Raw genomic sequence first — 21,399 nt, 5'->3', positions numbered from 1 at the left:
CAGGGGAGGTGACGCAGCGCGTGGGAATGATCGAGCCTCGAAAAACGTACGCTTGACAGGGGCGGAGGCCATCGATACAAGGCCGCCTCGTTGCAGCGGCGGACGCCGACGGGCGGATAGCTCAGCGGTAGAGCGTCGCCCTTACAAGGCGAGGGTCACAGGTTCAATCCCTGTTCCGCCCATAGTTTGTGGGGAGTTAGTTCAGTTGGTTAGAACGCCGGCCTGTCACGCCGGAGGCCACGGGTTCAAGTCCCGTACTCCTCGCCATGGAGAGCCCAGCAATCCTCAGGGGTTGCTGGGCTTTTCTTTTTCCTCCGTCCGCATGGTCCCCGGGCACACCGTGAGGGTGTCGTGCGCGCGGCCCGTGGAAACGCTGTGTTACGAATGACGACGGGCAGTGCGCTGTCGGTCGCAGAGGCTTGACCGTGCTCCGCGCGCAGACCTTCACGGCCGCCCCAGGCAGATGGTGCCGAGGAGCTCAGTCGATCAAACCCAACAGCGCGGCCTTGTCGATCTGCTGCTGCACCGGATCATAAAGCTTCTGCGAGTACTGCGTCGTGCCCAGGATGAGAAGTTGGATCTCGCTCTTGGGTTTCTTGGCATCGAAGAGGCCCGGATTGATCGTGACGATCCGCGTCCCGTCCGTGGAGCCCTTCGCCGCAAGACCGGAAGGCCGATCCTTGTTCGGGCTGCGCGGCAGATAGGCCGGCGCGGACCGCTCCGCGGGCGAGAGCGAAGCAAGCTCCGCCTCCAGTTCCTTCTGCCGGGCCTCGAAGGGACGCATGAAGCGCTGTCGCGGAGAGCCGCTCTTCAGGTCTTCTATCTCCTGCAACTGCTTCTTCTCTTTCGCGTCGAACTTCGCGCGCTCGGCGGCAACACGATCAGGCCATTTCGGCGCCATCACGGCCCACCGCTGCTCCTGCTCGGCGCGGGCCGCCTTCAGCCCAGCTGTCCGCCCGTCGATCTCCCGCTTGTTGGCCGCCGGGTCTTCGGGCACGTCCTTGAATCGTGCGCCCAGGTCCTTCAGTTCCAGACGGGACTTCTCGATGAGCCTGTTGAGATAGCGCTCCTGCGTCACGGGCGTGAAGACCGGCTGGCCCCGCTTGCTCAGGACGACGAATTGTCCAGCGAAGACCGGGAACCCACCCAGTTCGCCGACGGGGCGGGGTTCCGGCGCGAAGCGGGCTTCCTGATCCACCGTGTAGAGCCCCCCCAGGATGATTTCCGGATCGTTGACGTGAATGGCAAAATGCGGCCCCTCCTCAGAGGAGATGGGTTTGCCGGAGCGTGGATCCTTGAAGTACGCAAAGGGAATGTAGGTGACGCTCGCGACAACGGGGCGTCCAGGCTCGGGAGCGTCCTTGACGATGGTGAACGTCTCCCAGTCGTGACCGCGCAGGTTGCTCAGCGTCGGGGTCGCGACGATGAGATCACGGATCTGACGAAGCTTGCCCGAGAGCCGCTTTGACTCGGCGGGAGGGAGAGGCTTCGCCGTCTGAACGGTGTCATGGTGAGGCCTCTTCTCATGCCCCACGATGTTGCTGAAGTCCGCAGCGCCCGGGGTCTGGCCCTCCGCAGGCAACGAGAGCAGCGGCGCGCCAAACACTCCCATCAGGAGAATGAAGCGAATCACAGGTTACCCTCCACCAGGACGCGCCCCGGCCGCCGCCTGGCGTTGGAAGAGAGCTGATTCTCGGGGCCCCATGGGAAAAAGAGGGCCGGCGTCCATTTGACGGATAGTGTGAGAAGCCCCACCCTCCGAGTATACTGTTTCTATGTCTTTGGAAAGCCTGATTCGAAGACTCAACACGGGGGAATCCGGCCAGGCGGCTGTCGAGTCGGCCATCATCCTCCCCCTGTTTGTCTTCCTGCTGCTAGGCATTCTCCAGCTGGGCCTGATGCACCAGGCCCGGTTGATGACGAAGTACGCCGCGTACAAGGCAGTGCGCGCTGGGGCGATCCACAACGCCAAGAAGGACGCCATGGAGTACGCCGCGCTGGCGGTGATGCTGCCCCTCGTCAGCGAAGGGCGCAGTGGCAGCGAATATATCCAGCCTATCAATAATGCCTCCGACTTCCGGACGAAGTGGAACCAGCCGGGAGTGCTGGGCAACCGGATGGCAGACACGGGCCTCCCGTATGTGGAGATCGTGACGTGTGGCCCCACCACCGCGGAGGCCAACAGCGGTTCGGCGCAGGAAATGGACTTCGATGATCCGCAGGTGGCCGCCGCCGCGGACTGGCGTGGCAACAACCGCACCAAGCTGCGCATCCAGGTGACGTTCAACTACCGGATGCCCATTCCCTTCGCCAACTGGGTCATCTTCCAGGCCGCGCTGAACAAGGAGATTCCCATGCTCATGCGCATGGGCAAGCCGAAGGGAGCGGCCTCCGCTTTCTTCGCCAAGTACGAGTCCGCCGCATCCCGGGGCGCCTACGTTTTGCCCATCCGGGCCGCCTACACCATGCGGATGCAGTCCAATATCTACGTCTCGCAGCTCCCGAGCAGCAACTCATGCCTGACCACCAACAAATTCTGAAGCGCTCCTCGCGGGGGCAGGCGCTCGTGCTGGCCGCGCTGTCCCTGTTCCTGCTGGCACTGATGGTGGCGCTGAGCTTCAACCTCAGCCACGCCCTGCGCCAGAAGACGCGCCTGCAGCAGCACAGCGACTCCATGGCGTACTCCATGGCGGTGCTCCAGGCGCGTACGCTCAACTACTTCGCCATGAGCAACCGCGCCATCGCCGCCACCTTCGTGGCGATGAACACGGTGCACGGCTACATGTCCGCCGCCAGCGTCACGGCGGAGATGATGCGCTCGGCGGAGACGAACTTCTACATGGTCGCTGGCGTCGAGTTCGTCCTCTGCATCCCCTGCCCGTGGACGGGCTCGGCCTGCAAGCACTGCGTGGACGGCATCCAGGCGCTGCGCATCGCACGCAAGTTCAACCGTGAGGCCCGCGACTACGACAACAGGATCAAGGGCCTGGAGTCGAACTTCAACAACGCGGTGCAGGCGCTGGACCTCATGATAGACACCATCCACGCCTCCCAGAAGCAGGTGGCCGTCGACCTGGCGAAGGCGCTCAAGGACGGCAGCTCGAGCGGGCTGGATCAGTTGCGGCAGATCAACGCGCCAGAGGCCAGCACCCTGGTCGGCGCCGTGGGGGGCATGAACGCCGCAGAGTTCAGCTGCGCCATCGACGGCATGCCGTGCGCCCTGCCCGGCAAGCCGGGCAATGCCTCCAACAACACCCGTGGAATCGAGATGACCGAGGTAGCCAACTCGTCCCGCCCGAGTTGGACGGCCAGCCGCGGCTACCCCACCTACCTGAATCCCCAGTTCCTGACCGACCTGATGTTCAACATCCAGGGCTCGGGCGTGACACTCATCACCAGCCACAATGGCTCGGCGAAGACGGTGAACGGCCGGGGAGACAGCGCGATCCACAACACCAACGCCAGCAACAACGGCACGATGTCCGGCGCCCACGACCACGGTGGCACCTTCAGCTACTGGAGGCACGGCATTGGCGGCTCGTCCTACAAGTCGGAGATCTACTCGGACGCGAACAGCGGCTATCACACGAACAGGAAGAGCCACCAGGGACAGCACGACAAGTTCCAGGGCAGCAGTTCGAAGGATCTGCTCTCGTGCACCATGCAGGGCAACTGCTTCATGAAGTTCCGCGCGGACGCCGACAGGAACGACGACTACGGGCAACCCCGCGTGTACAGCTACGTCACCATGCGGCTGCGCGCGGGCAACGTGGCCCAGGCGCCCTGGCAGCTCAACAACTCGGCCACCGTGAGCTTCCAGCACAAAGACATGGGCACGGGCACCATCCAGCTGGCAGCGAATGAGGGCGCGGGGCTCTCCAAGGCACTCGTCTACTACCACCGACTCGGCAGTTGGAAGGAGCAACCCAACATGTTCGCTCCCTTCTGGCGCGCCAAGTTGCACCCGTTCACCGCTCAAGAGGCCGCCGCAGTCCTGAACGCCGCCGGCCAATCGGATGCGGCGCAGCTCGCCGCCACTCCCAAGTTGTCGCTTTAGAGCCAGCCCACCGGAGCCTTCTCATGCTTCGCTCCTTCCAGCAGCAGCGTGGTTCCGCCACCGTGGAGACGGCGATCAGCATGATCGTCATCATCCCCGTCTTCATGTACGCGCTCTTCCTGGACGATCTGCTGCGCTATGCGGCCGACCTCCAGGAGGCGGTGACATCCACGCCTTGGGACTTCACCATCCAAGACTACAACCAGCCAGGCAAGCTGGGGCTCTCGCCCGCTTCTGGCTCGGCCCCCGTGGCCGGCGGCACGGCGGTGCAGGGCAATGCGCGCCTGATGTTCTGCGACCACGAGTCCAGTGGTGACAGCTACGACCAGGCCCAGGACTGCGACAAACTGGACCACCATGAGGGCAGGGCGCTGAGCGGCCACGTGTGCTGGCTCAATGGCAACGCCCACCAGATTGCCTGCGAGCCGCCGAGGACGAACGTGGGCGATCTCAACGGCCTCGGAGGGTACAAGGGCGCCTTCGGAAACAACGGCGGCCTGTTCGAGTGCCACGGACGCGAGATCGTCGAGAACTACCTGATGCCCAAGACGTTCCTGCAGGAGTTCTCCAAGGAGGACTTGAGCAAGAAGAACTGGAAGGGCGCGGGTGACATCCACGCCAACGCCGTGTCGGGTGATGACAGCACCGCGTACTACCTGGAGCAGGTCAACTTCTCCATCGTGGCGGATCCGTGGGCGCTCAACGACAGGAACCTGCAACAGCCCGCAGGCAGCACGAGCGGCCCCATCTATAACCGGGTGAACAACATCTACAATGGCAATGTCGCCGCGACGGCCGCCATCAACCTGGCCCGGGTCTTCATGCTCAACACCGTCTCCCAGAGGCTGGTGCTGAACATCACCAACGATGACCCGAGCAAGCCCCACATCTCGTTTCCGGCGCCCAATGCGCACAGTGTGAACGTGCCCCAGGACACCGGCTCGCAGGCCTACTTCTCCGAGCCCTGGCGTGACAGGCCGTACCAGGACACGTACCGAAACCGTGGTGACTTCTACATGGGGTGCCAGAACCCCGCGGGTTGCTGATGGCTCGTGAGCCCTCGCCTCTCGCGCGAGCGGGTTTATTGCTGTTCTCGGTTGCAGCGGTGGGCGCGCTGATCGGCACCGGCCTGGAGTCGGGCTTCTCCGAGGACGAAGAGACTCCCCTGGTGGAGCTGCCCACGGGGGCGGGGGACGAGATTCCGTCCTCGCCCAAGTGGTACTCGGGCCCCTCACCTGAGGAGCGGGCCATCACCCTGCGGGCCACCGCCGGACTGCCGCCCTATAAGAATGCGGTGCCCGAGGCGCTCGCGGCGGACTTCTTGGATCCCAACTCGCGGATCGCCGCTGCGTACTTCACCACGCCCGACAGGCCGGACGAAGTGCTCAACTACTACCAGGGTGCGCTGCTGGATGCGGGCCTCCCCATCGTCCAGCACCGCTACAACGAGAACTCCGGCTACGTGGGCTACATGACGCCGCACACGAAGGAGATGCACATGGTGTCGGCGCTCGCCCAGGGTGGGGAGACGACGGTGTTCGTCTCCTCGGGACAGGTGGTCTCGTTCGTGGAGAACCAGGGACAGCAGGTGCCCCAGGGCTTGCCCCTTCCGCCAGGCGCGAGCAAGCCCGTGGTGCTCACCTTCCACCAGGAGGGACGGATTCGCTACTCGGTGATGGCGGAGATGCAGGCGGGGAAGGTGCAGGAGGTAGCGGCCTTCTACCGCAGAGCCTTCGAGGCACAGGGTTGGAAGATCGAAAGCATGTCGGACCAGAACCCCCTTCAACAGGATCTGATGGCGAGCCGGGGTGGCAGTCGAGCCACCGCCATGGCGAGCCAGCAGGGAGCAGGGGTCCGGCTATACGTTACTCTCGACCAGCAGGAATAGGCTGGAGCAGAACAGGACGCGGAGAACACCGATGAAATACGCATGGAATCGAATCTTCATGGTGACGCTCGGGGCCGGTTTGCTCTGGGGCGGGCTGGCCTTGGCCAAGAGCCCCCAGCAGAAGGAGCGCGAGAACACGCACGATAGCTGTCTGGGGGCGTGCAAGGAGGACGTGAACACCTGCTCCACCGCCTGTAAGAAGCACGCGCGCGAAGGGGCCAGTCTGTGCATCAAGGCGTGCAAGGATCTGCAGAACGAGTGTGAGCAGGACTGCAAGGCTCCCGGAGGCAAGTGATGAGCCTCGCGCTGCGAAAGCCCTGGCCGCGCGTCCGGCGCTCAGGACAGGCGATGGTGGAGTACGTCACCATCACCGCCGCGTTCCTGGGCTTCACCGTGCTGAGCTGGCCCTTCCTGGTGCAGATGATCAACGCGCTGAGCCGCTACTTCAGCTCGCTCTACTACATCATCCAGTCGCCTCTGCCCTGACGGGTGGGCCCCCCATCCCACCCCGGCTGATGCGCCTCTGGGACGTGGGCTACCGCTTGTCCTTCGGCGGGTGGGGGTCGTTCCCGTAGCTGTTCTTCTCGCTGATGACGCCAGTCTTGTTTGGGCAAGGGTTGACGGAAGAGCCCCCGTGACGCCATAACCTGGCGAATGAAGAATTTAAAGCTTAGCCTGACATCCTCGCTATTCCTGTGCGTAGTGATGTTCGCGGGGAGCGCCTCCGCCGCCAGCCTGGCCTCGGCCTCCTCCACGGCCTTCGCCGTGCCCAATGGGACGTTCGAGGCGCCCGCCCTGCCAGCCTCACCCGGTTACCAGTATGCCCCCACGGGCGCGGGCTGGAGCTTCACCGGCGGCGCGGGCCTCTCCCGGAATGGCACTGCGTTCACGTCCGGAAACCCGAACGCTCCCGAGGGCGCCCAGGTGCTCCTCCTCCAGGGTGCGAGCTCAGCCTCGCGCAGCCTCACCTTCACCGCGGGCTACTACGTCTTCTCCTTCCTCACGGCGGAGCGCGGAAACCTCGCGAGCACCCAGCGCGTGGAGCTGCGCATCGACGGGGCCTCTCTCGTTGCTGTCACCCCCGCGGGCGCCTCCTATCAAGGCGTCACCACCGCCCCCGTGCTGCTGTCCTCGGGCGTCCACTCGCTGGAGCTGCGCGGGCTCAACCCCCAGGGCGGAGACAACACGGCCTTCGTGGATGATCTCCGAGCCACGCGCTTGAGGGATGTGAGCCTCAGCGGCTTCGAGTCCCCGGCCGTCCCCACCTCTCCGGGCTACGCCTACGCGCCGGCGGGCGGGCCGTGGAGCTTCACCGCCGGGGCCGGGCTCAGCCGCAACGCCAGCGGATTCACCATCTCGAACCCCGCCGCGCCCGAGGGCGCTCAGGTGCTCTTCCTCCAGGGCGACGCCTCGGCCTCCCTGCCGCTCTCCATCCCCCGCGGCGGCTTCTACCGCTTCCGCCTCAAGGCCGCCCTGCGCGGGAATGATCCCACCCAGCCCCCGGCCAAGAATGTCCGCATCACCGTCGGCGCCACCCAGGTGGGCGAGTTCCGTCTGGGCAGCACCCAGTACGTGGAGCAGGTCTCCACCGCGCTCTACCTGGACGCGGGCTCCACCACGGTGACGCTGAAGGGCGTGGACACGGCCGCAGGAGACCACACGGGCCTGGTGGACGATCTGCGCATGGAGCTGCTCCACGATTGGCAGGATCCGTCCGTCTGGGGTGGCGCGGCGCCCGGTGCGGGAGACGACGCCACCGTGCCCGCCGGCAGCGCCGTGTGCCTCCAGGGGACGCTCTCACCCCGGAGCATCACCGTGAGCGGTGAGCTGGTCAGCGCGCAGAACCGCAACCTCTCCGTGACGACGAAGTACGTGATGGTGATGGGCAGCGGCTCGCGGCTCGAGGTGGGCCAGGAGCTGACGCCGTACCCGGCCTCGGCCACCTTCACCCTCAACGCCACGACGGCGGACCCGGACGTCATGGGCATGGGTAACAAGTTCATCGGCGCCATGGGCACCGGCACCCTCCACCTGCACGGCAAGGAGCGCGTGAGCTGGACGCAGCTCGGCGCGAACGTGGCCGCCGGCAGCTCCACCGTGGTGCTCAAGGAGCCCGTGGACTGGCAAGCGGGGGACACCCTCGTCATCGTCTCGAGCCACAAGAACTGGAACGAGGCCGAGCAGCGCACCATCGCCTCCGTGCCCTCGAGCACCACGCTCACGCTGGCCAGCCCCCTCACCTACTCGCACACCGGCGTGGTGAAGAGCTACACGGATGGCTCTCGCACCTGGACGGCGGACCTGCGCGCCCAAGTGGGCCTGCTCACGCACAACATCCTCGTGCAGGGGGACGCGGCCAGCGCCAGCGCGGGCGGGTTCGGCGGCCACATCATGATCATGGACAGCTCCGTGGCGTACGTGAGCGGCGTGGAGCTCTTCAACATGGGCCAGAAGGCGCGCCTGGGGCGCTACCCGTTCCACTGGCACATGCTGGGCAGCGTGGGCTCGGGCCAGTACTTCAAGAACTCGAGCATCCACCAGTCCTACAACCGCGCCATCACCATCCACGGCACCGAGAGCACGCTGGTGGAGAACAACTTCTTCTATGACCACATCGGCCACGGCGTGTTCCTCGAGGACGGCAGCGAGCGCTTCAACGTCATCAAGAAGAACGTGACGCTGCTCACGCGGCGCCCCGCCCCAGGCGAGGAAGTCACTCCGTCCGACAACCAGTTCGACCAGGTGCAGAACCGCTCCCCGTCCAGCTACTGGATCACCAACCCGCAGAATACGTTCGAGGACAACGTGGCGGCCGGCACCGAGGGCACCGGCTTCTGGTTCGCGCTCCCAGACAAGCCGCTCGGGCTGTCCGCGACGGACGCGCGCTTCTCGTCCCTGCGCCCCAACGCGCTGCCGATGATCTCGTTCAAGGGCAACAGCGCCCACAGCACCATGACGGGGTTCGACATCTTCGACGGCCTGGACGCCAACCACTCCATCCAACCGAACCTGGGCTGGTCCGACACCGCGACGCACCTCATCGAGAACAGCACGTGGTACGCGAATGAGCTCGGCATCTACACGGGCATCGGCGCGGGGGGGCCTTCCGACAACCTCATCTTCCGCAACAACGTGCTCGTGGAGAACACGGTGGCGGACATGATGGCCAGCTACAGCATCGTGGATCAGAGCGTGTTCGTGGCGAACTCGGGCGAGAGCCTCGCCAGCGGCACGCGCTACGCCTACCGCGTGTATGACGGCGCGGGCCAGGTGCGGAACTCGTACTTCGTGGGGTGGGACGCGGCCAACGCCAACTTCCTCATCAACACGGGCGCGGCCACCAAGCACCCCAATCACTTCTTCACCAACAACCTCGTGTCTCCGGCCAGCCCGCCGCGCACGAGCCTCGAGGACTTCGACGTCCGCCCCGTCCCTGGCACGCACGCCAACCACCCCGGGCACCCGCGCTACTGGTCCATCGTGCTGCGGGACACCACCGGCGGCATCAGCGGCAAGGCGAACACCTCCATCATCTCCAACCACCCGTTCATGCGCGTGGGGGACGAGTACGCACCGCCGGCCTGGACTCGCGCGTACCGGAGCGATCACCGCTTCGCCCTGTCCCGGCTCACCTACAACGTGCCGTTCGAGCAGACGCCCCACATCACCTGCCGGCGCGAGAAGGCGGGCACGGCGCCCGTCACCGTCTTCTATGTGGACAATGACGGCTACCGCGAGTGGCACCAGCTCCCCGTCATCGTCAGCGAGGGCTTCGAGTACACCTATACGTACGAGTCCCTGCCGAGCGTGAAGTCCGTGACGATGAACATGGAGGACGCCTCCGTGGGCGACAGCTACGTGGCGCACTTCAAGGACTTCGGGAAGCTGGGAGGCGTGACGCTCGCGTCGAGCCAGGGCAGCTTCCCGGCGTACTCCTCGCTCGCGAGCCTGCGCGGCGCCGCGTCCTCGGGCTACTACCTGGAGCCTGGCGGGGATCTCCACATCAAGGCGGTCGCCACGGCCAAGTTCCAGGCGTTCGCCATCTCCTGGAGCACGAACTTCGCGGTGCCCGTGCTCGATACGGATGGAGACCAGATGCCGGACTCCGCGGAGATCAGCGCGAACCGGCACCCGTTCGACGCGGCCGATCTCGGCGCCGAGTTCGCCACCGCCGGTGGGTTCGAGGGCTGGACAGGCTTCACCAACATCACCGGGCAGGCGGTGGCCAGCGGGGTGCTCACCGGCACCTCGTCCAACAACGGAGACGCGCAGTTCGTCAACAGCACCTACAACTTCAGCGCGAGCCGCGTCCCGCAGATCCAGATACGGATGAGGGCCTCGCAAAACACGGGCGTGCAGCTCTTCTTCGCCACGGGGACACAGCCCGGCTTCTCGGCCTCGCGGGTGGCCAGCGCCAGCTACACGGGCAATGGGGCGTACCAGACGCTCACGTTCGACATGGCCAGCCTGGGGGACTGGACGGGGACGATCACGGATCTCCGGCTGGATCCGGTATCGGGGCTGGGCATCCAGTTCGACATCGACTCGATTCGCGGGACGGGCCCCGTGTCCACCGGGGCGGCGGGCGCGCTGCCGTGAGCGCGCGCAGGTAGCCCCCCATGACCCCCAGCTCCGACACCTTCCCCCCTCGCGCGGTGAGAGGACCGTTTCCAGATGTAACCCCTCAAGTCACGGAACAGGCCCTCTTTGTAGCGGTTCGCGTCACAGGACCTCACGCTCCCGCAGGCACTTGAGAGGAGCGTTTCCCGTGGCATGAGCATCGCAATGGCGGCGGGCCGCCATCGCCTGAAACGGCGCATGGCGGTCCCCCCCTTCATCCAGAGAGTGCGTCTTGAACGGTCGAAACCTGGCTCTTGCCGTCATCCCCTCCATTACCTTGTTCCTCGGCGCCCTGGCGCCCACGTCCGCTGAGGCGGCGTGTAGCTGCAGCGTCAGCTGCAACAACGGCTCGAGCTGCAAGGCGAGCAGCGCCGATGGAAACAGCTGCAGTTGCTCCTGTAACTGGTTCTCGGGCAACGCCCGGTGCAGGGGCGACAATGTGATGGGCATCACCAAGCAGCAGCTGAAGGAGATCCTGCGCTGGGACAAGGCCATCGCCATGTCCGAGCGGGTGGGGGGCGCGCTGGGGGGCACGGCCACGGCCCGGGTGATTCAGGGCGCCATCTACGACGCCTCGGCGGCGATGGAGAAGGACGAGAGTGCCTTCGATGCGGCGGTGGACGCGCTCGACGAGGCGGTCCTCACCCTCAGCGCGGAGGACCAGCGGAAAGTCCAGGAGATTGCCCTCAGCCTCGTCTCCGAATAGCGCTCCGCCTCGAGCGAGAAGGTGCTCACCGGCCCTTGCCTGCGCACCGGCAAGGGCCTGGTTTTGAGCGGGTCAGTCATGCGGCGTGGTGTTGAGGCTTCTTACCTGCTCCAGGCCCTGAGCATCGTCCATCCGCCGTCAGCCACGCCGTGACCGCCACTCCAGGTCCAGTTCTGGAGAGTACCGTTGGGGTTGAACTGGGTGGCGTAGTGGGTCCCGTCAGTGCCGTGCGTGTAGTAAATGGCGCGCCCCGTCCCAAACAGATCTCCGAGGCTCCAGCTTGCGTTGCCCAAACCATGGCCACCACCCCAGGTCCAGTTCTGGAGAGAACCGTTGGCGTTGAGCTGGGTAGCGTAGTGCATCCCGTTGGTGCTGTGCGTGTAGTAGACGGCGCGGCCCGTGCCAAATAGATCCCCAACACTCCAGCCCGCGTCGCCCAGGCCATGGCCACCTCGCCACATCCAGTTTTGGAGAGAGCCGTCGGCGTTGAGCTGGGTGGCGTAGTGAGTGCCGTCGGTACTGTGCGTGTAATAGACAGCACGTCCCGTCCCAAACAGATCCACGAGGGTCCAACCCGCGTTGCCCACGCCGTGCCCCCCTTGCCACATCCAGTTTCGGAGAGAGCCGTCTGCGTTGAGCTGGGTGGCGTAGTGGGTGCCGTCGGTGCTGTGTGTGTAGTAAACGGGGTGCCCTGTTCCAAACAAATCCCCGACGCTCCAGCCTGCGTTACCCAGGCCATGCCCACCAGCCCAGCCCCAGTTTTGGAGAGTGCCGTTGGAGTTGAGCTGGGTGGCGTAGTGGGTGCCGTCGGTGCTGTGCGTGTAATAGATGGCGCGCCCCGTCCCGAATAGATCCACGAGACTCCAGCCTGCGCTGCCCAGGCCATGCCCACCGGCCCAGCTCCAGTTTTGGAGAGTGCCGTTGGAGTTGAGCTGGGTGGCGTAGTGGAGGCCGTTGGTGCTGTGCGTGTAGTAGACAGCGCGGCCCGTGCCGAACAGATCTCCAACGCCCCAGCCCGCATTGCCCAGACCATGCCCACCAGCCCAGACCCAGCTTTGAAGAGAACCGTTGGGGTTGAGCTGGGTAGTGTAGTGGGTGCCATTCGTGCTGTGCGTGTAGTAGAGATCGAATGGAAGCGAGACGGGGGCTCCATAGAGCGCTGCCGCACCATCCTTGTCCTGTTGGGTCAGGACGAGATCCCCCATATTGGTGCCACGACACTGGGGGTAATGCATGACTGAAGCTGAGTCGTAGGGGGTCAGCGCACGCCAGTTGTTGTCCTCGAAGCACACGCCCGCCTCTGGCCGCGTGTGCTCATGACGGAAGCCGAGGGTGTGGCCAAGCTCGTGCCGCAGGATGCCAGCCAGCGTGTACGAGCCGAGCGAACCGAACGAACTTGAGTCAATCAGGATGTTGCGGTTTGCACGGCTGTAATTGGGGAAGAAGGCACGAGCCAGATAGGGCTGTGCGCTGGTAGGGCTGACGTCGAATACGACGTTGGCATTGGCCGCAGTACAGGAAAAATCCTGATCACTTCGGTAAACAAACTGGATGTTGGCCGCACGCTGCCAGGCTTGTGCCGCCACTTTCATGGCCGACACCACTGTGTTGTAATTGCCGCCAAAATTCATGCTGACGCAATAGGTCAAGTTCTGCTTCTGTGTGTCCGACCACCGATCGTCAACACCACTCCACTGGTTGACGATGAGCGCCCCATTGCGCACGGAGTGCTCGTAGAACGTCTCAAGCTGCTTGCGGTCTTCAAGCGCTGTATCGCCGTTGACGATATACACGCCGGTGGCGGGTTCTTGATAGACGGTGGCCTCGAACTCCTCGAAGCTCATGAAGGTGCTGCCCGTGAGGCCGTCTGGCTCGGGACTACTGCTTTCGAGGGCACAACCGGTGACGGTGAAGGCGGCCGCCACGAACAAACGGCGGCAAAGCGACGGAATATTCATACAGCAGACCCTTTCAAGGAAGTCAGCTCGATAACGCTGGCGCAGTGTTGGGATTTGTCTGTATTGAACAAAGACTGGATCGGGGTACGCAGACAATCCTGATTCTTCGTATTGCGCCTGATTGGTCTTTTGCACAAGCCGTCGGACTGTCTCAGGCCCGAGCTGGTAAACAGTTGCAGCGCTCAACAATGTTGTAGAGCCCTTTCGGCGGAGGCCGGCGTTCGACCAAAAACAATCAGGTGCCCAGTGCGAACGGGTTCGCACTCACGAATAGTGTTGCGTGCTGCTTCCGCGCGCACGGTCCCAGGCGCTCACGGACCTGGACGGAGAAGGCGTCGCAGACTCGCGGTCAAGAGGGGTTGAACTTGCCTGGCTGATTCGAGTTGGACCCATCCGGGTAAGCGGCGACCGCATTGATCCGGACGGGCCCCTCGCTCGACGGTCCCAGCGATGTCAGCAATACTGAGGCTGCAACCCGCTCACGACTCGAGGAAGGCCATGGCCGTAGCCAAGAAGCAAACCGCGAAGAAGAAGTCGGCCAGCAAGAAGGCGACGACCAAGAAGGCAGCGGCGAAGAAGACTGCAGCCAAGCGCACCAGCTCCGAGAAAGCGCTCTTCTGCAAGCATGGAAACATCGCGAGCGCCTGCCTGAGGTGCAAATAGACGCGACGTGTCCGTAGGACTCGCGAGGCCCTGCCGCTTCAACCTTCGCCATGACAGCCTTCCGCAGCCTTCCCCTTCTTCTGCTCCTCGCCCTGCTGGGCGCGAGCGTCACCCACTGCTCGAACGCAACGCCCCACGATGGCGACGCGGGCCCGCCCACGGCCTGGGACGGGGGCAGTGACGCCGGACAGGATGCAGGCCCGAAGGGAGACGGTGGGGACGCGGGCGGCCCTCCAGATGGAGGCACCAGCACGGACGCGGGGGACGCGGGGGACGCGGGCGGCACCGGGGACGGCGGAGTGGAGGATGCGGGGCCAGGAGACGCGGGCAGCACCGGGGATGGCGGCGCCGAGGACGCGGGGCCGGGGGATGCGGGCTCAGCGGAGGACGGCGGCACCGAGGACGGAGGCAGCACCTGCATCTGCGAGCCCGAGGACAACGCGGAGGTGGCCTGCGTCCTGTCCACCTGCGAGTCGAGCTGCCTCGGGAGCTACAGCCGCTGCGGGGACACCTGCGTCACCGAGTCGATCACACAGTGCGGCCCCTCGTGCCAGCAGTGCTACGCCCCCACCAATGCCACCGCCGCGTGCATGCAGGGCTCCTGCACCTATACGTGCGCCGACGGCTACCACGCCTGTGAAGAAGGCTGCTGCCGCTTCCAGTTGGAGAAGGTCGATCCGCGGACCTTCGGAGGCGTGAACGCATCCATCGCGGCCGGCTCGGATGGGACGCTGCACCTGACGTACTTCGAGATCGGCGAGCACCGACTCATGCATGCCACGTATGCGCAGGGCCACTGGAGCTTCGAACCCATCCGCCGCTGGTACAATACCTTCGGCTCCTTCCAGGCCCTGGCCATGGGCCCCGGCAACACCCCGTGGGTGCTGTATGCCCGGGGCTCCGACCCTGGCCTGGACTTCGTGCGCCGCACGCCCTCGGGTTGGGTGTCCGAGAAGGTCCTCGAGCACACTCCCACGGGGACGGACTTCGCGACCGACGCCTTCGGTCACGCGCACCTGTGCTTCACCCGGGAGGACGGAGGCCTGGCCCATGGCGTCCGCCGGGGAGACCGGTGGTTCTTCCAGGACGTGGACACGAACCCGAACGCCGGCACCGCGTGCGCCATCGCGGTGGACGGGCGCGGGCGGCCCCACATCGCGTACTACCAGAAGGACTCGGGCGACCTGCGCTATGCCGCCTGGGACGGCACCGCCTTCCAGCTCACCACGGTGGACACGGGGGGCACCGCTGACGTGGGCTCCTCGCTCGCGCTCGCGCTCGACACCCGGGGCCAGCCTCGCATCGCCTACTACGACGCCACCGCGAGGGACCTGAAGTACGCCGTCGCCACCTCGGGAGGTTGGACGGTGAAGGCAGTCCTCACCGCCGGCAATGTGGGGCGGAACCCAGCGCTCACTCTGGACGCGCAGGGCCGCGCCTTCATCTCCTTCTGGAGCGAGAGCGCCTACCGCGTCCGCTACGCCCGGGAGGGCGACGCGGGCTGGACGATCGGCGCCTTCGATGCCCAGGACAGTGCCACGCGCGAGGAGACCTCCGTGGCCGCCAACGCGCAGGGCCACCTCTTCGCGGTGATGGGCGGCTACCGGGACATCCTCGTGGCTCGCAATCTGTCGGGCGACTGGGAGACGGAGCAGGTGGATGCGCAGTTCGGGGCGGGGAACCGGGTGACGATGGCGCTGCGCGGCGGCCAGCCCATCGGAGCCTGGCTGGAGAACGACGGCACCACCTCCTTCGACTTCAACATCAAAATCGGCGAGCGCACCGGCCCGGATACCTGGAAGGTGACCCGGCTCGAGGGGGAGCGCGCCACGGGCGTGTCCTTCGCGCTGGACGCCCAGGGCAACCCCCACCTCGCCTGGACCGACGCCCGCGACTACGATTTGCGCTACGCACGGCGCGTGGACGGCGTCTGGCAGAAACAGACCATCGACACCGAGGGCTACACGGGCTTCTCCCCGAGCCTCGCCCTCGACTCGCTCGGCCGGCCCCACATCGCCTACTCCGGGCCGGTCAACACGAACACCTCGCTGAAGTACGCGCAGTGGGACGGCACGCAGTGGCTCATCTCGGCGGTGGAGAGCCCCTCTCCCGCGACGGATATCGTGCTGCGCCTGGACGCACAGGACGTGCCGCACCTGCTCTGGTACACCGGCTACGGCACCCAGGACCTGCGCTACGCGACGCGCAACCTCGACGGCTGGCAGGTGGTGACGGTAGAGGCCACCGGCAACGCGGGCGAGTACCACGCGCTCACCCTCGACGCGAGCGGTGTCCCGAACGCCTGCTACACGCTCACGAACGGCAGCACCACCACCCTGCGCCTCGCCACGCGTGGCCCTACAGGGTGGACGGCTACCACCGTCCCCACCCCCAACGTGAGGCCCAACGGCGCCTGCGCCCTGGCCTTCAACGCCAGCGGCTCACCCTCCATCCTCTTCGGAACCCTGTACGGCGCGGGGCTGGGGGCCATGTACCTGGGCACACGCACGGGCAGTTCGTGGACGTCCACCTTCATCGAGGATGACTTCTACGTCTTCGCCTCGGCGCTCGCCTTCGACAGCGATGGGCACCCGCACTTCCTCTACTACGGACAGCCCTACGACGGCTCCGGCCAGAACCCCGAGCGGCTGCGCTACGGCACGCGCTGAGCCCCCCTGGAGCTAGGGCGGTTCGCCAGGGGGCTGTTCGCACGCGCGAAAGGCCACCTTGCGGCATCGGTGGAGCGCCTGGCTGCAGCACTCAGCGGAGACCTGCGGGGACCTTTACCTTGGGTCTCGCCGCATGTCCCCTCACCCCGGATCCACCATGACCGTCCCGTGCACCCGCTCTGGCCCTCGCGCCAGCGCCGCGATCAATCCCCTCGTAACCCTGGCCAGCGCGTTCCTGCTGGCGTGCGAAGCGCCTCCCACACCGTCAGAGGGCTCCGGGTTCCAGGACACGCTGGCCACGAGGACGGACTCCCTCTTCGTCCGGCAGGGAGTCTCTCTCTGGAACTCCCTCTCGAACACCCTTCCGGTCTGCTGGGCCACCACCGGGGCCGAGGCGCAAAAAGCGGTGGTGCGAAACGCACTCGCCAATACCTGGGAGCGTTACGCCAATGTCCACTTCACCGAATTCACCCCCTGCACGAACAATCTCTTCTCCTGGAAGGTGAGGGCTCGGCTGGACCTGGACTCGCAACAACCGACGAGCGGGGGCGGTGGTTCGGCCGCCGAGGGACTTGCCGCCCTCCACTTTCCCAACCAGGGAGACAGCTGGGGAATCATCATCGGGACCCAGGCCAGCCAGGGACGGCTCGAGTACCTGGCCGTCCATGAGTTCGGCCATACGCTGGGCTTCGGCCACGAGATGGACCGCAACGACAACCCCGAGCGGCTGCCAGATGGCACCGCGTGCGGCTCGGGCGCTCCCGAGCCCGGGGGAACGATGCTGAGCGCGTATGACCGGGACTCGATCATGCATTATTGCAACCTCACGGGGAACGGTTCGGGCCGACTCAGCGCGGGCGACATCTACGGTGCGCAGTACGCCTATGGACCGTCCCAGTGGTTCGGCGGGATGAAGCAGCGGCTCCTCCCCCTCATCAACTTCAACGCGGATGGGATCCAGGATGCCGTCTACCTTCGAGACCTCTCGGGCAACCTGGGCCTTAGCGTCAACACGGCGCTCACCACGACTTCGAGCCCCTTGACCAACAACACCCCACAGGCAGGTTCGGGCGCCATCGCCTGGCTGACGGGAAACGCGAACAACGACTTGCGGGATGATCTCTTCCAGCTCTGGAACAACAATGGACAGCTCGCGCTCATCGTCTGGAACGCCACCACCACGAGCAACGTCTTCCAGGCGAATCCCTCGCAGGCGCTGCTGGGCGATCTCTCATCGACGTTCAAGTTCCTGCCAGTGAATGTGGACAACGACTTCCGCACGGACATCCTCGCCCTGTCTTCTCTGAGCAATGGCCAGCTGAGCATGGCCATCCATCGGTCCACAGGGAGCAACATCTACCAGACGACCTGGAGTTCAGCGATGGATGCCGGAGCCGGCGCCGTCGAGTGGCTGACGGGCAATCTCGATCTCGATGGGCGCACGGACGTCCTCCAGATCTGGAACAACAACGGCACCATCGGCGTGATCGGCTACCGCTCCAACGGCACGGGCTATGAGAATGCCTGGATGGATGGCTCCGGTATCCAGGGTGGCTTTGACGGGGTGTCTCGGTTCTTCGCCATGGACGTGGACAGGGACAGCCTCACGGATGTGGTGCAAGCCTATAGCTTCAATGGGTATCTGGGATTCAGGGTCATCAAGAACATCGGAGGCACCCAGTTCGCCACGACGTGGGACAGCACATTCGCACCCGCAGGCTGGGCCGCGGTGGACTGGCAGGTGGGCGACATCAACACCGACGGCTATCCGGATCTGCTTCAGCTCTGGAATGACGCAGGAAGGCTGCGGGTCACCGTGTGGCAGGGAAACGGGACGGGCTTCGTGAACGCGGGCGTCAACTCGACGGGCATCACAGCCCCGAGCGTGGCCCTGAGCTTCCGCGCCGGAGACATGAACGGGGATGGCAGGACGGACATCGTCCAGCTCCGGGACGACTCTCGCGGCTCGGCCTTCGTGAGCGTCCACCTGTACAACCCCTCGACAAACAGCTTCACCTCACTTTCGAGCGCCGCAAGCCTCGGAGGGCTCTGAGTTCATCCCTGGGAAAATGCCTGGAGGCGGCGACGCTCGATTGCCTGAGCCCCGAGGAACAGCAACAGTACGAGGTGGATCGAACCATGAAGATACTGACCTGGAACGTCCTCCACCGCGTGCATGCCGAGAACTACGGCGAGCTGGCCATTCAGCGCTGGCGCGATGAGCCCGAGCGTGTGCGTCGCGTCGTCGAGCTTGTGTCGAAGGCCTTGAGCAGCGACGGCTTCGAGGCCGTGCTGCTGCAGGAGGTGAGCGGCGACGTGCTGGAGTCGCTGCGTCACCAACTGCCGACGTGGGCCGTGCTCGACCACCAGTACCCGCGCATGCCGAGGCTGAAGCGGCCCGGGGCGTCGATGCGCGACCTGAGCGAGCACCTGGTGGTTGTCGCCCCCAAAGGCTCGACGGTGCTTCGCGCGCAGACCTTCGCGGACGCCCCGGGCAAGGGCGTGCTCGCGGTCACTCTCCCCTCGGGATGGGTCGTCGCCAGCGCGCACGTGAGCTGGGGCCCGCAGGGTGAAGCGCAGCTCGCCACGCTCCGGGAGCTGTTCCATGCGTCGAGCGCGCCCATGTGCCTCGGAGGTGACTTCAACACCGAGCGTGAGGTGCTGGTACGCGCGCTCGGCACGGAGGTGGTGGTAGGCGAACTTCCTCCCGGCTCACCGCACACACGTCCCGCGGATGAAAAAACGGGCGGCCTCAATATCGACCACCTGCTGGTCTGCCGCGCAGAACTCCGTGACTTGCACGTGCTCGACCACAACGATCTGTCGGACCACCGCCCTGTCGCCGGTAGCGTGACGTGAACCCCCATCCGACAGCTCGTTCACTTTGACATAGGGCATGGCCCTGGTGCCGCTCAAGCAGCGTGGCACACTGTGCTCATGACGCGACAGCTCACCCAGCTCCAGGAATGTCCCATCTGTGGCTCGAAGGAATGGAGGCCCGTGCTCTGGGTCAAGCGGAGCGGCGCACCTCATGGAGACAAGGACCACCAAGTGAGTTTCACCACGTTGGGCATGGATCTCTGCCAGACGTGTGGCCATGGCGTGCTCGAGTCCTACTCGCACGACTGCTGGAGCAATGACGAGGATTGGGACATGTACTGGTGGTATGTGCTCACTCCCTCTGAGCTGGCCAGACTGCAGTCCTCGCTTGCAGCCTGCCCGACGCCGCTGAGCCCGGCCTGTCCATGTCCCTTGCACGCCTCGCTGCGCGAGAGCGGCGAGCAGTTGTACGGAGGAGTCCGCAGCCGGCCCTTCGTCAGCCCCAAGGTGCCCTATGCCTGGGTCCGCATGGAGCTGAGCGAGGGTTCCCTTCGCTTCAAATCGCTCAGCTGACCCTTCAGGGAATGAGGAAGTACGCATCCTGCCGAGGCACGAAGAACTTCCAGCCCTCGTCGGACAGCCAGGCCGGATCCTCTTCCATCACCTGCACCTTCTGCCCTCCCCACTCTGGCACTTCCGACGTCGTGCTCAACTCGATGGCCATGTACGAGCCCTTGCGAAGCCGGGGCGGAGGCTCGCGGCGGGCCGTCCCCTCGTCGATACCTGCTCCCATTCCGTGTCCATGGTTGCCCAGCGGATGGCTGTAGAGCCGGGCCTGGATGCCCTGCCCTTCCATCTCCGCCATCGCCGCGTCGTACACCTCGGCCACCGTCCGCTCCGGCCTCGAGGCACGCAACATCACCGCATCCTGGAACGTCTGCGTGCGCGCCAGCGCCTGCTTCAGCCCCGCCGGCGCGTCCTCCTCCCCCTCGCGCAGCACGTACGCCATCCGCTGCCAGTCGCTGCTCAGGCCCATGTAGCTCAGCCCGAAGTCCAGGTGGAGCAGATCTCCCCTCTGCAAAACCGTGTCATCCTTCGCGGTGGCGATCAGGATGCCGAAGCTCGAAGGCAGAGCCACCCCCTGCCGCTGCACCCGCACATCCGGCTCGAACCACATGCCCAGCCCCAACGCTCCCGCGCGATCGTAGAGAAAGCGGCGAATGTCTCCCACGGTCGTCTTCCCCGGAGTGATCACCTCCGCCGAGAACGCCTGCCTTGCCACCTTCGCCGTGACGGCCACCAACGTGGTGTAGTGCGAGAACTCCTCGGGCAGCCGCGTGTCCAGGTACTCCTCGATGAGCGGCTCCGCGCTCACGAAGCGACGCTCCGCCTCGGGACCCATGGCGTCCACGAGGAACGCATGGCTGGCCCGCGTCAGGCTGCGGCTGATTCCCCGCTGGCCCCCCATGCTCAAACCGATGGCCCGCGGCTGGTACTGAAGAAACAGCTCGGACAGCGCGAGGCCCTGGTCCAAGAGCGTCGGCGAAACCTCGAAGAAGCGGGCCACCTGCTCCTCCGGTTGAAAGGGCAAACCCACCTTCTTGAGCCCCTGCTCCCCCGCGTCGATGAAGACGAAGATATCCCTCTTGCTGGCATAGGGGCGCGGTGGCGCAACAAACTGGGTAAGCGGATCGTCATGGAACTCTTCGTTGACGATGATCCACATGTCCACGCCGTGGCGCCGCATCATGGGCAACAGCAGTTCGTGGCGCCGGGCCAGCCATCCCTCCCGCACCTCGATCTGCTTCGACCATGACAGCAACCGGGACTCGGGCGGCGGCTCGGTCGAGCCCGAGCGGCAACCCCACGCCCCTACGCACCACAGGCAGAGCAAGCATCCCCACTTCATCCTGGCCTCCCTTCTCCGAACACGGTGCCAAATCCGAATAAATAAACAAAGCAGGAATCCGTTCAGGCGGACCACATCGTCCTTCCGTGGCCCGCTCCGCAAGGGAGGC

The 21,399-nt window shown here is 65.3% G+C and carries 16 protein-coding genes and 2 tRNA genes; 15 read left to right on the top strand and 3 right to left on the bottom strand.

The annotated features are described in order from the left end of the window. The first annotated feature begins 110 nt into the window (after positions 1 to 110). Both KY501_RS19020 and KY501_RS19015 read left to right on the top strand, forming a co-directional pair. Positions 111 to 182: transfer RNA gene (locus tag KY501_RS19020), tRNA-Val, on the top strand. An 8-nt stretch (positions 183 to 190) separates the two neighbouring features. Then, positions 191 to 267 (top strand) — tRNA-Asp (locus tag KY501_RS19015). Between the two features lie 211 nt (positions 268 to 478). Here the strand turns inward: KY501_RS19015 and KY501_RS19010 are convergent. Beyond that, complete coding sequence (locus KY501_RS19010; RefSeq protein ID WP_224364605.1) at positions 479 to 1,633, bottom strand: hypothetical protein; 1,155 nt, start codon at positions 1,631 to 1,633, stop codon at positions 479 to 481. A 142-nt stretch (positions 1,634 to 1,775) separates the two neighbouring features. Between KY501_RS19010 and KY501_RS19005 the strand changes: the two genes are divergently transcribed. From KY501_RS19005 to KY501_RS18970, 8 genes are all read left to right on the top strand, one after another. Further along, entirely contained in the window at positions 1,776 to 2,540 is a 765-nt protein-coding gene (locus KY501_RS19005) for a TadE/TadG family type IV pilus assembly protein (RefSeq protein ID WP_224364604.1), read from the top strand. Then, positions 2,516 to 4,057 (top strand): pilus assembly protein TadG-related protein, encoded by a 1,542-nt coding sequence (locus tag KY501_RS19000; RefSeq protein ID WP_224364603.1) that lies wholly within the window; start codon positions 2,516 to 2,518, stop codon positions 4,055 to 4,057. Before KY501_RS19005 ends, KY501_RS19000 begins: the two co-directional genes overlap by 25 nt. 23 nt (positions 4,058 to 4,080) lie before the next feature. After that, positions 4,081 to 5,103 (top strand): hypothetical protein, encoded by a 1,023-nt coding sequence (locus KY501_RS18995; protein WP_224364602.1) that lies wholly within the window; start codon positions 4,081 to 4,083, stop codon positions 5,101 to 5,103. Positions 5,104 to 5,141: 38 nt separating this feature from the next. Continuing rightward, complete coding sequence (locus KY501_RS18990) at positions 5,142 to 5,945, top strand: hypothetical protein (protein ID WP_224364601.1); 804 nt, start codon at positions 5,142 to 5,144, stop codon at positions 5,943 to 5,945. 31 nt (positions 5,946 to 5,976) lie between these two features. Continuing rightward, the gene (locus KY501_RS18985; protein ID WP_224364600.1) at positions 5,977 to 6,240 is read left to right on the top strand and encodes a hypothetical protein; all 264 of its coding nucleotides are present in this window, start codon (positions 5,977 to 5,979) and stop codon (positions 6,238 to 6,240) included. Continuing rightward, complete coding sequence (locus tag KY501_RS18980) at positions 6,240 to 6,431, top strand: hypothetical protein (RefSeq protein WP_224364599.1); 192 nt, start codon at positions 6,240 to 6,242, stop codon at positions 6,429 to 6,431. The genes KY501_RS18985 and KY501_RS18980 overlap by 1 nt, the downstream gene beginning before the upstream one ends. Positions 6,432 to 6,650: 219 nt before the next feature. Next, the gene (locus tag KY501_RS18975; protein ID WP_224364598.1) at positions 6,651 to 10,544 is read left to right on the top strand and encodes a G8 domain-containing protein; all 3,894 of its coding nucleotides are present in this window, start codon (positions 6,651 to 6,653) and stop codon (positions 10,542 to 10,544) included. 253 nt (positions 10,545 to 10,797) lie between these two features. After that, a complete protein-coding gene (locus KY501_RS18970; protein WP_224364597.1) occupies positions 10,798 to 11,271 on the top strand; it encodes a hypothetical protein in 474 nt (157 codons plus the stop codon). Positions 11,272 to 11,372: 101 nt separating this feature from the next. Here the strand turns inward: KY501_RS18970 and KY501_RS18965 are convergent, their stop codons facing one another. Beyond that, positions 11,373 to 13,364, bottom strand: coding sequence for a matrixin family metalloprotease (locus KY501_RS18965; RefSeq protein WP_224364596.1), 1,992 nt, complete (start codon positions 13,362 to 13,364; stop codon positions 11,373 to 11,375). A 363-nt stretch (positions 13,365 to 13,727) separates the two neighbouring features. Here KY501_RS18965 and KY501_RS18960 point away from each other — a divergent pair, with 363 nt between their 5' ends. From KY501_RS18960 to KY501_RS18940, 5 genes are all read left to right on the top strand, one after another. Next, positions 13,728 to 13,892: a hypothetical protein gene (locus KY501_RS18960; RefSeq protein ID WP_224364595.1), complete on the top strand. Its 165-nt coding sequence runs from the start codon at positions 13,728 to 13,730 to the stop codon at positions 13,890 to 13,892. Between the two features lie 50 nt (positions 13,893 to 13,942). Next, positions 13,943 to 16,561 (top strand): hypothetical protein, encoded by a 2,619-nt coding sequence (locus tag KY501_RS18955; protein WP_224364594.1) that lies wholly within the window; start codon positions 13,943 to 13,945, stop codon positions 16,559 to 16,561. A 157-nt stretch (positions 16,562 to 16,718) separates the two neighbouring features. Then, on the top strand, positions 16,719 to 18,614 hold the full coding sequence (locus KY501_RS18950) for a M57 family metalloprotease (RefSeq protein ID WP_224364593.1): 1,896 nt from the start codon (positions 16,719 to 16,721) through the stop codon (positions 18,612 to 18,614). A gap of 86 nt (positions 18,615 to 18,700) precedes the next feature. After that, complete coding sequence (locus KY501_RS18945) at positions 18,701 to 19,420, top strand: endonuclease/exonuclease/phosphatase family protein (RefSeq protein WP_224364592.1); 720 nt, start codon at positions 18,701 to 18,703, stop codon at positions 19,418 to 19,420. 78 nt (positions 19,421 to 19,498) lie between these two features. Continuing rightward, complete coding sequence (locus tag KY501_RS18940) at positions 19,499 to 19,954, top strand: hypothetical protein (protein WP_224364591.1); 456 nt, start codon at positions 19,499 to 19,501, stop codon at positions 19,952 to 19,954. A 4-nt stretch (positions 19,955 to 19,958) separates the two neighbouring features. Here the strand turns inward: KY501_RS18940 and KY501_RS18935 are convergent, their stop codons facing one another. Continuing rightward, positions 19,959 to 21,290, bottom strand: coding sequence for a M24 family metallopeptidase (locus KY501_RS18935; RefSeq protein ID WP_224364590.1), 1,332 nt, complete (start codon positions 21,288 to 21,290; stop codon positions 19,959 to 19,961). Positions 21,291 to 21,399: the final 109 nt, after the last annotated feature.

The organism is Hyalangium versicolor (genome assembly GCF_020103695.1).
Lineage (GTDB): Bacteria > Myxococcota > Myxococcia > Myxococcales > Myxococcaceae > Hyalangium > Hyalangium versicolor.
This window is presented reverse-complemented; position numbering and strand designations above follow the sequence as displayed.

What these genes read in the sequence shown, in the direction of transcription:
- KY501_RS19005 (WP_224364604.1), top strand. Translation starts at nt 1,776, where the DNA reads ATGTCTTTGGAAAGCCTGATTCGAAGACTCAACACGGGGGAATCCGGC.
- KY501_RS19000 (WP_224364603.1), top strand. Translation starts at nt 2,516, where the DNA reads ATGCCTGACCACCAACAAATTCTGAAGCGCTCCTCGCGGGGGCAGGCG.
- KY501_RS18995 (WP_224364602.1), top strand. Translation starts at nt 4,081, where the DNA reads ATGCTTCGCTCCTTCCAGCAGCAGCGTGGTTCCGCCACCGTGGAGACG.
- KY501_RS18985 (WP_224364600.1), top strand. Translation starts at nt 5,977, where the DNA reads ATGAAATACGCATGGAATCGAATCTTCATGGTGACGCTCGGGGCCGGT.
- KY501_RS18980 (WP_224364599.1), top strand. Translation starts at nt 6,240, where the DNA reads ATGAGCCTCGCGCTGCGAAAGCCCTGGCCGCGCGTCCGGCGCTCAGGA.
- KY501_RS18975 (WP_224364598.1), top strand. Translation starts at nt 6,651, where the DNA reads ATGTTCGCGGGGAGCGCCTCCGCCGCCAGCCTGGCCTCGGCCTCCTCC.
- KY501_RS18960 (WP_224364595.1), top strand. Translation starts at nt 13,728, where the DNA reads ATGGCCGTAGCCAAGAAGCAAACCGCGAAGAAGAAGTCGGCCAGCAAG.
- KY501_RS18955 (WP_224364594.1), top strand. Translation starts at nt 13,943, where the DNA reads ATGACAGCCTTCCGCAGCCTTCCCCTTCTTCTGCTCCTCGCCCTGCTG.
- KY501_RS18950 (WP_224364593.1), top strand. Translation starts at nt 16,719, where the DNA reads ATGACCGTCCCGTGCACCCGCTCTGGCCCTCGCGCCAGCGCCGCGATC.
- KY501_RS18945 (WP_224364592.1), top strand. Translation starts at nt 18,701, where the DNA reads ATGAAGATACTGACCTGGAACGTCCTCCACCGCGTGCATGCCGAGAAC.
- KY501_RS18940 (WP_224364591.1), top strand. Translation starts at nt 19,499, where the DNA reads ATGACGCGACAGCTCACCCAGCTCCAGGAATGTCCCATCTGTGGCTCG.
- KY501_RS18935 (WP_224364590.1), bottom strand. Translation starts at nt 21,290, where the DNA reads ATGAAGTGGGGATGCTTGCTCTGCCTGTGGTGCGTAGGGGCGTGGGGT.